Origin of the sequence: Aurantiacibacter xanthus, assembly GCF_003584015.1 — a bacterium.
GTDB lineage: Bacteria > Pseudomonadota > Alphaproteobacteria > Sphingomonadales > Sphingomonadaceae > Alteraurantiacibacter > Alteraurantiacibacter xanthus.
In genome coordinates this window covers 18035-31123 of record NZ_QXFM01000111.1, presented here as the reverse complement: position 1 = coordinate 31123, position 13089 = coordinate 18035, and the positions used below count along the sequence as shown (strand labels likewise).

The following is a 13089-nucleotide window of genomic DNA, read 5'->3' as shown; positions in this document are numbered from 1 at the left end:
ACTCTGGATAAGTCATAGGAATTTAATGACATACAAGTCATATGCATTTTTGAGGGGAATAAAACTGACGAAGCCGTGATGACGCGCTATGACGAACGAGAGCTACGGAAGTCCGTTGGAGACAGCCCCACATGGCGGCTAAAGAACCGGGAAAAATAGGCCGGGTCCGGAAACCCGAGCGAGTAGCCGACTTCAGCGACCGTTAGATTTGTATAAAGTAGCGAGCGCCGTGCTTCGAGCAGAGCGCGCTGATTAAGCACTTGGGTCGGGGACATGCCGGCAACTTTCGAGCAGGCCAGGCGTAGGGTCGTTTCGCTCACCCCCAGCGTTTCGGCGTAGACAGAGACGGGCTCTCGTTCCCGGAACCTGTGCTCGATCCTCTCCCTAAGACGCGCGACGATTCCGGCATAATAGCCTGGTCTTCTAATCGGCCTGTCGTCTAGCGTAGCGTTGCGCAGAACAACGACGAGAAGCGAGAGAAGAGTTGCATCGACGGCTGCCCGGTGGCCCGGTGCCGACCATGCCAGTTCGCGCATAAGTTCCTGCACAAGACGCTCAGCTGTCTCCTTTTCGAAATGCGACAACGTTAGCGCTCTTGCGGCGTCAAATATCCGTGCAAGCGCGTGATCATGGCGCGCGAGGTCGCTAATGTATCGCGTCGCCATCGTGACGACCGTTCCCGATGAATCCTCATCCCAGGAAAAGCCATGCACCACCGTCGCCGGTACGACCAGAAGGGATGGCGCTATAAAACGCAGCACCTGGCCATCGGCACGCATACTCCCTCCACCGGCCCAGATCAGGAAAATATGGCAAAGCTCGGCGTGAGCATGTGGCTTGATCGTCCACTCACTTGGCCGGGATCGATCGTCTAACGACTCGACATGTGTAAAGCAATCTTCGACGAGTCTATGTGGCTCCCCATAGAGGTAAAAGGTTGGGATCTGCTGCCGTGCGGTCATGGTCCGACTATAATTTTTGCCGTTGAATCGTCCAATCTTTTTATCGGCCGTGACATGGTGCGTAGCGTATTGCCAGCTAATTTGGGGCGTGGGGTGGCCATGCGAGCCCGCCGTACCAATAAGAGGATTAGATGCGAACCCAAGTCGCAATCATTGGCGCCGGTCCGGCCGGCATGCTCCTTGCACATCTGCTTGCCGCTGAAAACATTGAAGCGATAGTCCTCGAGCGGCGTGATCGCCATTATGTGGAAGGGCGCGTTCGCGCCGGCGTGCTGGAGCAGGTGACCGTGGACTTGATGCGTCGCCTCAAATTGTCGTCTCGACTGGACCAGGACGGCTTAGTTCATAGCGGGACCAATCTGTCATTGGACGGTCAAATCATTCATATCGATTTGGCGAATTTGACCGGTGGCTCCACCGTAACCGTCTACGGACAACAGGAGGTAATGCGGGATCTGTTCGACGCGGCCGAGCCACGCGGAGTGCATGTGATCTGGGATGCGGATGAGACCATGTTGCATGATGTCGATAGCGAACGGCCCTTCCTGACTTGGAAAAAGAATGGAACTGAGCATAGGCTCGATTGCGATTTTGTGGCGGGGTGCGATGGTTTTCACGGCCCTAGTCGGATGGCAATTCCCAACAACGTGCTTAAGACCTTTGAGCGCGTTTATCCCTTTGGGTGGCTGGGAATTCTGGCGGACGTACCGCCTGCCGGACATGAGCTGATTTATGCCAACCATGAGCGTGGTTTTGCACTCGCCTCCATGCGCTCGGCCACACGTAGCCGTTATTATATCCAATGTTCGCTGAACGACCGGGTAGAGGATTGGCCCGATGAGCGGTTCTGGGATGAAGCGTGCCTACGGCTCGGACGAGATGTTGCCACCAAAGTGACGCGAGGTCCATCATTCGAAAAAAGCATCGCGCCGCTGCGCTCCTTTGTATCCGAGCCGATGCGTTGGGGCCGTTTGTTTCTGGCGGGCGATGCAGCGCATATCGTGCCTCCCACCGGCGCCAAGGGCTTAAATCTGGCAGCGTCGGATGTGATCATGCTTAGTCAAGCCCTGCGCGAATTTTATCGCGACCATTCTTCCGCAGGCATCGACAGCTACTCTGAACGCGCACTGTCGAGGGTCTGGAAGGCGGAGCGCTTTTCGTGGTGGTTTACGTCTATCACGCACCGCTTTCCCAACATGGATGGGTTCGATCGTCGCATCCAGATGGCGGAGCTGGATTACATCCGCGGCTCGATAACAGCGCAGCGATCGTTGGCCGAAAATTATGTCGGCCTACCTTTGGAGACGATATAAGCACTAAGATTTACGATAACCGCACGTCGGCGCTAAGGGGCGAGTTGTTCGACAGAATGACTATTATGTGGGCGTCTTCGGTTTATCCGGCATGACGTGCTTCCCTGATTGTTACCAGTCCGAGGCAGCGTCCGGCTCCTTCATAAACTACACCCGATCATAATTGGAATTTTCCAGCTCAAAACGGTCCAGAATTCGGGATGCAGTCACCGCTCTCTTCTATCGCAGGGAAACGCCATCTCAAACGGGACTCAGCGCATCTGCCGTCACTCGAGGCGCCCGCAGCGCTGCCGTCCGCGCTCAGAAGCTTCGTACTGCCGGAGCCCGATGAAAAGGCTACCACTCGAGGCTGGCCTGCTCAATCGTCGTCGTGTTTTGGGCGACGAATGGGTGGACCGCTCGCTCGCCAATTGCACATCGTGCAATAGCGATTTCTAGGCGATGATTACACGTATCGCCTGGAATGAAATCCAGGCCGCACCGGGCTCGATGACCATATCCGGCGCCTACTTGTGCTGGCGTTTGCCGCCAGCCTCGGCCGTTGGGAAGAGTCTGCACTCCATGTCCGCGCCGGCTTGACCGGTGGCGGCTTCACGCGCGACGAGTTGACGTAAGTGCCCATGCAAATCGCTATCTAAGCCAGCGTGCCCGCCGCCAATACTGCCTTTGCAGAAGCCGGGAAAATCATTTCTGATATCGATGCAAACCAGTAATCGACGTGAAACGAACACCTTCCATAGCTCGCTATCCAGCGGCGCTCTGGTATCAAATATCTCCGATCGCCAGAATGAACCGAACCGTCATTCGGATAGTCCAGCTAGATGTGTCCAAACCCAACCAACACCCTGAGCATGGCGGATTTCTATGCAGTCGCAAAGCGCTTCGCCATGCGGGCGCCTGCTCCACCTTTTGCGGCAAGCTTCGCGCCATATCGCATGACGGTCTTGGGATCACGCCAGCGATAGGCCTGCATGATCGCCGGCAGACTTTCAGCGGCAGCAAAGTTGTCCTGTGCCACCCCGACCCGGATCGAATGCGACGACACCGCCGTCACCCAGCGCTCAAGCTCGGCGTTCGACATCTCGCCGAGCAGCTTCTTCGCATGGGCCGCGCGGATCAACCGCCTGTAAATGAGCGTGATGCTGTTGGGATGCAGCGCCCTGCGCCCGATCGCCGCGACCGTCCCGTCAAAATGCGTCTCGACGCGCCGGAACAACGGCCCCTTGTCGATATGCGCGGCCGCGCGCCAGCGCGCGATCGCCTGCATCGTCGGGGGCGCAAGATAGGCCCAGGCCCCCTCCCCTTCGCGATCTGTCTTGCTTGTCGGAATGAACAAGGCCCCTGCCCCGTCCGCATCCGGCCCGTGGATATGGTCGACGGCGATCGCCACCAACTCCGAGCGGCGCCCAGCGCTGTCATAGGCCACGCGCAGCAGCGCCGCGTCGCGATAGCCCAGCAGATCGCGCCGGACAGCCTTGAGAAGATGGGCGAGGCACACGCCGGAGGGCGGTGAATCAAAATCGGCAATGTCGCCCTTGAAGCGGATCGCGCGGGCCTGCTTCTGGCGCACGCCCACTGTCTTGCGCGCCGCTTTCATTTCGAGCGTGACCAGCTCCCCGGCGGTGGGATCGGGCAGGCCCGCCATACGATAGGCCCAGCCAATGTTGACGATGTAGCGTTCGATCGTCGCCATCGCGCGGACCTTTTCGGCCGAGGCGTCAATCCCGGCGATCTGGCGGATATAGGCCGCCACGGCGCTGACCTCCGCCTTCGGCGGATCGAGACGCCGGCGACGGCACCACGCTCCCCAAATTTTCAGATCCGAGCGGAAGGCGCGACGCGTGTTGTGCGACCAGGCCCGCACGGCCGCCTCGATCAGCTCAGCCTTGATCTCCCGCACGGTTCCGGCGAGCGCGCGCACATCGTCGACAACCTCCCCGACATCGGCCGAGGGGGGCGGCAAGGCCGCTGGCGGCCCGGAAGGAAGAGTTTCAGGCGGGAGCGCGCTCATGCGCCGAGGGATAGCGCGCCCACTTTCCAATGTATAGGGTGTTGATAACGATCCATTATCAACACTATGCGTCCGGGCATGCTTTACCGAGAGGTCGTTTCAGTTCACTATTGGCTATGGAAAACCGGCCCTCGCCCATCCGATACGGTCCCGACTATACCCCAAAAATGGTCACGGCGATAGCGGCCGCGACAGCCGCGATTGCCCGTCTCGATGCCCGGATTATCGTCAGTCCGGTGGCCAAAGCATGGTCCACGCGCGCCGCGTGGAGCGGCTATGCGCGGGCCTTGCAATTGCAGTCGGCCGAGGTTGAGGAAATTGACGTATTTTCGTGGGGCTGCGACCTCAAAATCCCTGGTCGTCCTCCCCTCCCCAGCCATCTCGACCTGTTCGACCGCTTCGCGGAATGGCGAGCAGCGTTGCAGGATGACGATCGGCTTCGCTGGCGCGACCGCCTGCCGACCGCGATCGGAGATCCAGCAACGGCGACCGAGCACGCCCCCCTTGTCCGCGCGCTCGATACCGTCCGCCAGCTCGCGCGGATCGACCACAGCATCATGGCCTGGCTGTCCTTGCCATTCGCGTTGCGCGACCGCGGCCTTGTGGCTAGCCCCCTCCCCTGCCTTGCCGGCGGCGCCAAGGCGTTCCGGCTGAAGCCCCGGCCCAATGACGATGATTGGCTGGCCGTGCTGCGCGCCCTCGAAAGCGCGGCGACGATCGCGCTGCAGCGGCTGCACAGCCTCGAGCGGCACTATCGCGACGCTCAGCGCGCGATCGCCGCCGAATACCGCCCTGGCGCCCTCCCTGCGCTGCTGGCGCTGATCCAATATCGCCCTTTGCTCTCCCCGCAATCGGCTGCAGAGTTACTTTGCATGAGTATCGCCGGAGCGAGCAAGCTGTTCGAGCGCGCCGCGACGGCCGGTCTGCTCGTGGAAATTACGCAGCGGCGAAGCTGGCGCCAATTTCTGACGCCGGACCTGGCCGCAGATTTTGGCTATGTGCGGCCAAAGCGGGGACGGCCTGCTAAAGAGCCCCCTCCCCTTCCCGTCGATCGCGATCTGGCTGCGGTATTCGATGCGTTCGACACCGAAATGGCTGCATTAGACAATCTCCTCGCTAGGAAATGCGAGCTCAATTAATTCCAAAGCGCGCTTCTCCCTTCCAGGAAATATGCGTTTTATCAGCCACTTATATTTGTGCAGCGTTATGTGCCGCATATCGTGCGGCGTCTTGTAGCGCAATGTATAACGCGCTGTGTGCTGCGCGGGCGTATTCGCATGTGCGTGCGACTGCGCGGCTACGCGCGCGCTCTAACGCGCCGCTACAGTGTGATGGTGATGTGCATGCAGCATCGCGTGGCCCAGCACGTTCGAGTGCGGACGCGCGGCATACTTGCACAGCGCCTATACCCGCGTTATCACATCCGCATACGGTTGGTGCTGCGCATCCTTACGCACGGTCGGCCTGTGCCGCGCAGGTGAACGCGCGGCCTTATATTAGAGGAGCTAACGAATGCCGGTCATCACCATCGCGCAGAGCAAAGGAGGCGCGGGTAAAACCACACTCGCTCTCGCGCTCGCGTCTGAATTCGAGGCACTAGGCGGCTCCGTATTCATGCTCGATGCTGACCGCCAGAACAGCCTGCTAAACTGGCACCGCGATCGCCGCGAAGAGGGAAGGGGAGGTGACTCCCTCATCACTGTGGAGGATGCCTCCCAGATCCGCGACGCCGAGATCGGCGCAGCTATCAAAAGGGCGAGGGAAAGTGCACAACTGGTGATCGTGGATTCTGAAGGGACGTCCAACTTCAAGACCGCATATGCCGCGATGGACTCTGACTTTGTCGTGATACCAACCCGCTCCTCGCGCCTCGACCTCGAAAGAACCGTGGAAACCAGCGAAATGCTGCAGAAGATGGGTGGCGGGGTGCCATACCGAGTCCTCATTACCCAAACCGGACAGGTCGCGCGCTCGCGCGCCGAGTGGGAAATCGATGCCCAAATCAGCAGTGCATTGCCGATATTCAAGGAGCAAATGCACACACTCGATGCATTCCGCGCCATGTCGAATTTCCGCATGACCCTCGCGGAAGTGGAGCAAGCTGGTCTCGCCAAAACGGAGAAAGCCCGGCGCATAGCCCAGAGCATCCTCGCCGACGTCCTCGGCGAAATTCAGAACAAGGAAGCATCCAATGGCTGAACCCAAACCCGCAACTCCGGCCATGGGTGACATCATCGGCAAAACCCGGCAGCGCCTCGAAACGAATGACGATCCAACCGCTCGCCTCAAAAGCCTGATCGCGTCTACACCGCCGGCGGGTGCCGCGGTCGACCCATCCCCAACCCGGGAACCGCTCCGGCCAACGCCCCCGGCGAATTATTTTCCGCAGGTCCAAGCCGAAACCGCCGCAATTCCCAAGCGCAAACCAATGCGCGGGCCAGCGCGGACCAAACATATCACTATGCGCCTGTCGCAGCCCGAGCGTGACCGACTAGTCCTCTGGTGCGAGGCCAGAAACCTCAGCCTACCCGACGGCATCATCGCCTTGCTCGATCTCGCCGAAGGGGAGGGGCCGGTCTGACGCCCAGGATGCGTTTATGTGAGTAATTGGGGGCAGGGGCCTATGCACGCCCACGTTGCTGCACGAAGGATTTACAAAACCCCTCCCACGACTTGTAAAGTGCATCCCCAACCAGGTTATCCAATCGAGACCCCATCGTCTTGCGATACCCGCTCGCAATGAGATCCTTGTCCCAACCACCGCCATAATCCGCAACGATCGTCAACAAACGCGTGTCGGGGCAGAAGTGCAGGGAATCGCGGGGAAACGGCTTACGCTCGATAATCTTCGGCCGATCCGCGATCGCGATCGTCTCCACCGTGCCCTCACGCCGCGCGCGCCGACCAACCCTAGGACGATCCAATTCGCGCGCGGTTTCCTTCTGATCCTCAAGATCCTTGGGGTGAAACATCAGTTTCACGGCCTCGACCGGCCGACCGCGGCCCGATCCCCGGATTTCCTCCCATTCAACCGTGAAATCCGCCAGTTGATCGATCTCCGCCTTCGACTTCGCCAGCACATCGCGCCGGAACTCGGCAAAGTTCTTAAAGCTGCCGTCAGGAACTCCAAGCTTCCGCCGCAGTTCATCGACCTTCATTTTGTACACCCGGTTCTGCCGATTGATGATCAGACACCCCAGATCGTAAAGGGAGAGAGCATAGCGAGACTGCAGCGCAAGCATCACACCGAGATTGACGCGCGCATAATAGTCCGAACGCTGCAACACCCGCTTGAAATTATCCGAGAACTGAAATTCGACGACGCTCATCCCGTCTTCGGAAATTTCCTCGACACAGCTCGCCAGCAACGCCTGGGACATCACCGCAGGTTTACCCTTCGACGTCGTCGTCCGAATACGAACAATGACCCGAAGCAATTCATCCATCACGGTCTGAATACGCTCATTACCCTTGTGGGAGCCTCGAAGCTCCTTCTTCGTAATAACGAACGTCTTGTCTTCATAGGCTTCCGGACCAGCCTTGCGCAGCATCAACGCAAAAGCTTTGCGCGCAGCAGCGCCAAGCGAGCCGGTCTCGAACTCGGACTCGACCAATTCGCCGGGTTTGCTTACAAAATCGAGATCACGGCGGCGAATCACATCCGCAACGCGCAGCGTCCGGCTCAGACTCTCCAGCCCTGATGTTACCTCGATTTCCGATATGTCCGAATCGAGCTTCATATGAGTTGCATACCATCAACGTGTCATAAAGAGAACCCGCCCCCGTTTACTCACATAGACGAACCCCCGCCGCCTCATGAAAGAGGGCAGGGCGCTCTGTCACCAGCCCCCTAGTCCTCACATGAACGCGCCGCGAAACCCGCAGAAATACACGGGTTTAGGAGCGCCCCCGATTCCTCACATAAACACGATCGGTTGGCCTAGATCATTCAGCTGCCGAAAGACCAAACAATGTGCGCCCCCAGCGACTCACAATAACGCGGCGCCAAGCTGCTGATCCGAATCGGTTTTCCGGGGCTCCCCCGTCCACTCATATAAACGCCGATCCAAAGGACTGACCGCTTACCACTGCAAGCCCAGACGCCCCCGATCACTCATATAAAGAACCGCACGACCGGCGTCAGCCAATCCCGACCGCCACCATCGCCCTCAAAATCGACCCCAAATCCAGCACAGTCGGCCAACAAAACGATTCATTGGGCTGAATCAAGCCCTTCCAAAGGCCACTTCATATCGAATCCCGGCCACCCCCAATCGCTCACATTAACCCCCGGACGCTCATTTAGTTGCCCCCTTCCGCTCGCATTAAAGCCCCCTCGCGCTCACGCTAAAGCCCCCACCGGCTCATATAGAGGCATATCAACGCATTGAGTTTCAACGACTAAATGGCCCTGAATCTTAGAATCCTGAATCTATAGAAGCTCCCGCGCTCCGCTTGGGCGTTTTTATAAGATGATTCTTTAAGAGGGATGCAACCGCGAGGTTCGTTCCAGACACCACCGGCCTGCCCAATCGGACACCGTAACCCACAGCGCATCAAACAACGGCCCTGGCACTTTGATTATGCTAGAGGCAGCAAACTGTCGACCATCGCAGCGTACATTGCCTCCACCTCCGTTTGCGACGTAACGCGGCTATCAGGGCTATCAGCTGGCGCTGTCCGCCACGGTATTCCTCTCATAACGCGCTTCGAGCGACGTCAAGGTCCAAGTAGGGGAGGGGGGAGGGCGATTCACTGCCCAACGCAGGGTTTGCGACAATCCCTCACCCCTTACTCTGATGAAAGGCCCCTGCTATGCCGACCACGTCGGAAACCTCCGCCGAGCGCAAACTCAACAGCTTCCAGCGCGCCTGGGAATATGCCTGCCGTCGGAGCGAGCGGGCCGGCTATCCCCAGACCATCGTACGAACCGGTCTTGTCGAACAGCCATTCCTGGTCACCGCAACCCCAGACAAAAACGCCGAGATTGCTGCACAGGTCATGCCGTGACAAAATACCCCGCCCGGAAACCCTCTATTCTCTCAACCAGCTGGCGCCCGAAATGTCCGCCACGATCGACCAAGTGGAAAAGACGGTGTGAACAGGCCGACCGGGCCATCCGGTTCCGGCGATACATAGGGTGAGATCGGATCGCTCACGGGATGGTGACGGGCTACACTGCCCCGTGTCTTGAGTATCCCGGCAAGCCAGTCGAGATCGTCGAGCATATGGGACGCACCGCGTCCGGCGAGCGCATAATAGATCGAACGCTGGTAATCATCGCCTCGCTCTCCCAGAATCCGGCCCAGCTTTCGCCGACCATCTGGATGGCGGGTACCGACAAGATGCACAGCCTCGAGCAGCTCCACCACAGAGTAATACGCGTCGTTCGCTTCGACACCGATCGACAGCGCCGCAATCGCCCGGCGCTCCGGACGCTGCACATGATCCAGCGACGCATCGACAAGCGTGATGTCGATATCGATCCGGCCAGGCAGTTTCTTCGGGCTGCTCATGTGACATCTCCTAGACAAGCAAAAATAGGAACATATCACGAACAGGGCCAATCGACCAGAGCAACTTCCTCCAGACCGTTATCAGGCGATACGCCATGTGCTATGCTCCTCACCGAACGCCAGTGGACAGGAGAATGTGCATGCTGACAGGATCAGCGGCATGCCCCCGATGTCGCCCTGGATCGTTCCATGTGGCTGGTTGATCGCGGGGGCAGGGGGCACCAACGTATCCCGATCGATCCGATCGTGCGCAACGCGCTCGTGCGATGGTACGTCGGAAAGGGCAATCACGACGACGAAGAAGCCGGCGTGGTGCTCGTCGAACAGGCTAGGCTCGGCGACATGTGGATCGCTTGCGACTGCCTGGGCGCGCAAGTCGCTCCGCCGCTGATGACCCCGGCCTATCTCAGCGAAGCGGAAACTTTCTACCTCAGACGTCTGACGGGTCCGGGAAGACCCGAACATCGCCTCGATTGTCCATTCTTCCATGCCCAGGCCGCTCCCGGACACATGGCGGCTGCCGATCCGGTTCGGCCAGTCGACCGTCTCGATGGCTATTTCTCGGTGCTGAAGAGGGCTCCGGTTCGTCTCGCGCGCGCACCCGACGACAGCGCGAGCGGACGTATTCGCCAACCACATATCCCGCGGCTTGCCCGGTTGATGTGGCGACTACTCGATCTTGCAGGTCGCAACCAGGCCATGCTGTCGCCCAGTGACGAACGGGGCATCGCCAGCGAATTTGCCGCAATCCAGCAGGTCGCCGCTCATATCGAAGTTGCCCCAGGCGTCGAGTTGGCGAGGGTGCTATGGACGCACGGTTCGGCCTTCCGGCACCGGCGCGTCTATGCCGGTATTCGCGCGCTTGCTCCCCGTTGGCCACGCGGACACGCGCCGCAAGGTTTCCTCCTGCTGTTTGCCAACAGCATCGAGGGCAATATCATCCATGCCGCCGGCTGCGATCCGATCGAGATCGCGACCCGCATCCAGCACCCATCGATCCATGGCACACCCGTCGCCGGCCCCTATCTGGCACTGATCGTCATCGGCGAGCTGCCGCAGGTGAAAGGCTACGCGCCGCTGCGCGCTTACGCCCAGCCCATCTATTCCGGCCAGCGCTTCATACCGGTCGATTCCGATTTCGAACGCACCGTCTTGCGCGATCTCCTGCGGATCCAGCACCGGCTCGACGAACATTATTACGACAGCGCGATCACCAAGCCCTTGTTCGATATCCAGACACCCGTTGGGAACTGCCGGCCCGACTTCATCATCGAAACATACTCTCGTGAAACCGGCGAGAACCGTATCGCCATAGTCGAGGCGATGGGCTTCGACACAGACGCCTACCGCGACGCCAAGGCGATCACGCATCCGCGCATGGAAAAGATCGGCCCAGTCATCGATATCAATGACGCTGAACTTCGCAACGGCTTACTGCACGCACGTCTGCTGGATTTGATCACCAGCGGCTGAAGCCGCGGCCTGGCTCGCCATCATTTTTTCCAAACACACGAAAACGACCAACCTGGCCTGAGGCCCGATGGGCCACGAAAGGCAAGGGGGAGGGGAGCGGAATGGACTCGCCGGAATGAAGGCGCACGGCCGTGAAGGACGGGTCCGCGACATTCCGCAAGGAGACGTGTCTTGGACGCACTAGAACCCAGTCCCGAAATCACCCTGCCGCTTTCCAAAATCGTCAAAGGAGATAATCCGCGCCGCTATTTCGACCGAGCCAAGCATGAGGAACTCGTGGCGTCGATCCGTCGGCGCGGCGTCTTGCAGCCCATCCTGCTCCGACCAAAGGAAGGGTTCTTCGCTATCGTTGCCGGCGAGCGGCGTTATCGGGCCTCACTCGAGGTTTACGGCCCGGAAGGCGAAATCCCGGTCGTCATTCGCGACATGACCGATCAGGAAGCCCTCGAAGCGGCAATCGCAGAGAACCACGATCGCGACAACGCATCGGAGACCGAACAGGCCGATGCCGCCGTGCGCGTCCTTGCCGCATGTCATGGTGACCGCGCGGAAGCCGCAAAGCGTCTGGGATGGTCACGCACCATGTTCGATCGCCGGCTTGCCCTCGCGGAACTATCCGAACCGGTCAAAACCGCGCTGGATGAACGCCGGATCAAGGTCGGCCATGCCGAACTGCTCGCCGCGGTGCCGAAGGACAAGCAGGACAAGGCTCTCGAAACCATCCTTACGGCCCAGCTCGACGTCGCCAAGACACAGGAGCTTCTCAAGCGTGTGACACAGGACCTTGCGTCCGCCTGTTTTGACAAAAGTGAATGCACCAGGTGCCCCTATAATTCCGCAACCCAGCGCGCGCTCTTCGAGACCCATGTCGACGACGGCTATTGCACCAATGCCGGATGCTTCCAGCTCAAGACCGAAGCCGCCGAGGTGATCCGGTTTGAGAAAGAAGCGCAGGCTGAAGCCGCGGCAAGGGCTGCGCTCGCAAGATCGCCTAATGATGACGGGGCGCCGCCCGCCGATACGGATACCGATACCGTGCCGTCCGCGACTTCGCAGCATGGGGAAGGGGAGGGCGAGCCACCTTCGGCACAGTCCGAAGCCAATCCATCGCCGACGCTTGCTCCGGCCACTCCGGTGAAAGCGACGCAAAGCTCCCCGAAGCCCGGTGTGACCGCCAAATCGATCGCCGCACGCACGAAGGAATTTCGAGAAGCGACATGGCGAACCGCCCTTGCGCGCGCGCTTGCCGGCAATACCGATCACGCCCGGACGACCATCCTTGTTGCGGCGATGTCGGGCAGCCTTGCACAGATCAAGGCCGAAACGCTGACATCGCGCGCAGGTTTCCTGGTCGGCGAGACTTTCCCGGATCTCGATTATGCGGAAAAGATCGCTCAGATCCAGGCGCTGAACGATGCCCGCTCGGCGAACGTCTTGTCCGTCATTGGCGCCGCTTATGCCAAGGACGTCCTCAGCTTCAGCCACGTCGCCGATCTCGCACGCGTGTTCCAGGTCGATCTGCGCGACAGCTGGCAGGCCGATCAATCCTTTCTCGAGCGGTACACCAAGGACGAACTCAGCTTCATCGCCCAGGAATGCGGCCTCGTTGCCCACATCGGCGCGAAGGCTTTCGCCAAGCTTCTCGCCTCCAAGAAGACCGAACTCATCACCGGTATGCTCAACCGCAGTGGGTTCGACTGGGCCGGACGACTGCCCGGCGCAATGACTCTCGACAGCATCTATGGCCCGCCGCCGGCCCCAACACCCGTTCCCGAGGAAGCCCCCGCGCGCGTCGCCGAATTCGTCGCCTGATT

11 protein-coding genes are annotated in these 13089 nt (G+C 59.8%); 7 read left to right on the top strand and 4 right to left on the bottom strand.

Translation table 11 applies throughout. The features are described from left to right. Window positions 1-86: 86 nt before the first annotated feature. Window positions 87-962 (bottom strand): helix-turn-helix domain-containing protein, encoded by an 876-nt coding sequence (locus D2V17_RS12495; protein ID WP_022684425.1) that lies wholly within the window; start codon window positions 960-962, stop codon window positions 87-89. 131 nt (window positions 963-1093) lie between these two features. Here D2V17_RS12495 and pobA point away from each other — a divergent pair, with 131 nt between their 5' ends. Continuing rightward, window positions 1094-2275 carry a 4-hydroxybenzoate 3-monooxygenase gene (gene pobA, locus D2V17_RS12490; protein ID WP_022684426.1) on the top strand — a complete coding sequence of 394 codons (1182 nt, stop codon included), beginning with the start codon at window positions 1094-1096 and terminating at the stop codon, window positions 2273-2275. 862 nt (window positions 2276-3137) lie between these two features. Here pobA and D2V17_RS12485 read toward each other — a convergent pair. Next, window positions 3138-4196, bottom strand: coding sequence for a site-specific integrase (locus D2V17_RS12485; protein WP_006966310.1), 1059 nt, complete (start codon window positions 4194-4196; stop codon window positions 3138-3140). Window positions 4197-4453: 257 nt separating this feature from the next. On the opposite strand from D2V17_RS12485, the gene D2V17_RS12480 reads away from it, so the two are divergent. The 3 genes from D2V17_RS12480 (at window position 4454) to D2V17_RS12470 (ending at window position 6867) form a co-directional block, all read left to right on the top strand. After that, entirely contained in the window at window positions 4454-5425 is a 972-nt protein-coding gene (locus D2V17_RS12480) for a hypothetical protein (protein ID WP_037504944.1), read from the top strand. Window positions 5426-5798: 373 nt separating this feature from the next. Beyond that, entirely contained in the window at window positions 5799-6485 is a 687-nt protein-coding gene (locus D2V17_RS12475; protein ID WP_022684429.1) for a ParA family protein, read from the top strand. Window positions 6486-6507: 22 nt separating this feature from the next. Beyond that, on the top strand, window positions 6508-6867 hold the full coding sequence (locus tag D2V17_RS12470; RefSeq protein ID WP_245978700.1) for a hypothetical protein: 360 nt from the start codon (window positions 6508-6510) through the stop codon (window positions 6865-6867). A 40-nt stretch (window positions 6868-6907) separates the two neighbouring features. Here D2V17_RS12470 and D2V17_RS12465 read toward each other — a convergent pair whose 3' ends face one another. Then, on the bottom strand, window positions 6908-8026 hold the full coding sequence (locus tag D2V17_RS12465) for a replication initiation protein (RefSeq protein ID WP_022684431.1): 1119 nt from the start codon (window positions 8024-8026) through the stop codon (window positions 6908-6910). 1075 nt (window positions 8027-9101) lie between these two features. Here D2V17_RS12465 and D2V17_RS12460 point away from each other — a divergent pair. Next, window positions 9102-9296, top strand: coding sequence for a hypothetical protein (locus tag D2V17_RS12460; RefSeq protein ID WP_022684432.1), 195 nt, complete (start codon window positions 9102-9104; stop codon window positions 9294-9296). Window positions 9297-9328: 32 nt separating this feature from the next. Here the strand turns inward: D2V17_RS12460 and D2V17_RS12455 are convergent, their stop codons facing one another. Further along, window positions 9329-9802, bottom strand: coding sequence for a hypothetical protein (locus D2V17_RS12455; RefSeq protein ID WP_022684433.1), 474 nt, complete (start codon window positions 9800-9802; stop codon window positions 9329-9331). A 189-nt stretch (window positions 9803-9991) separates the two neighbouring features. Here D2V17_RS12455 and D2V17_RS12450 point away from each other — a divergent pair, with 189 nt between their 5' ends. After that, window positions 9992-11275, top strand: coding sequence for a hypothetical protein (locus D2V17_RS12450; RefSeq protein WP_022684434.1), 1284 nt, complete (start codon window positions 9992-9994; stop codon window positions 11273-11275). Window positions 11276-11446: 171 nt separating this feature from the next. Beyond that, window positions 11447-13087, top strand: coding sequence for a PRTRC system ParB family protein (locus tag D2V17_RS12445; protein ID WP_066560124.1), 1641 nt, complete (start codon window positions 11447-11449; stop codon window positions 13085-13087). The last annotated feature ends 2 nt before the right edge of the window (window positions 13088-13089 follow it).

Coding starts and splice junctions, on each gene's coding strand:
- D2V17_RS12450 (WP_022684434.1), top strand. CDS start 9,992: ATGTGGCTGGTTGATCGCGGGGGCAGGGGGCACCAACGTATCCCGATC.
- D2V17_RS12495 (WP_022684425.1), bottom strand. CDS start 962: ATGACCGCACGGCAGCAGATCCCAACCTTTTACCTCTATGGGGAGCCA.
- D2V17_RS12475 (WP_022684429.1), top strand. CDS start 5,799: ATGCCGGTCATCACCATCGCGCAGAGCAAAGGAGGCGCGGGTAAAACC.
- D2V17_RS12480 (WP_037504944.1), top strand. CDS start 4,454: ATGGTCACGGCGATAGCGGCCGCGACAGCCGCGATTGCCCGTCTCGAT.
- D2V17_RS12470 (WP_245978700.1), top strand. CDS start 6,508: ATGGGTGACATCATCGGCAAAACCCGGCAGCGCCTCGAAACGAATGAC.
- pobA (WP_022684426.1), top strand. CDS start 1,094: ATGCGAACCCAAGTCGCAATCATTGGCGCCGGTCCGGCCGGCATGCTC.
- D2V17_RS12465 (WP_022684431.1), bottom strand. CDS start 8,026: ATGAAGCTCGATTCGGACATATCGGAAATCGAGGTAACATCAGGGCTG.
- D2V17_RS12460 (WP_022684432.1), top strand. CDS start 9,102: ATGCCGACCACGTCGGAAACCTCCGCCGAGCGCAAACTCAACAGCTTC.
- D2V17_RS12455 (WP_022684433.1), bottom strand. CDS start 9,802: ATGAGCAGCCCGAAGAAACTGCCTGGCCGGATCGATATCGACATCACG.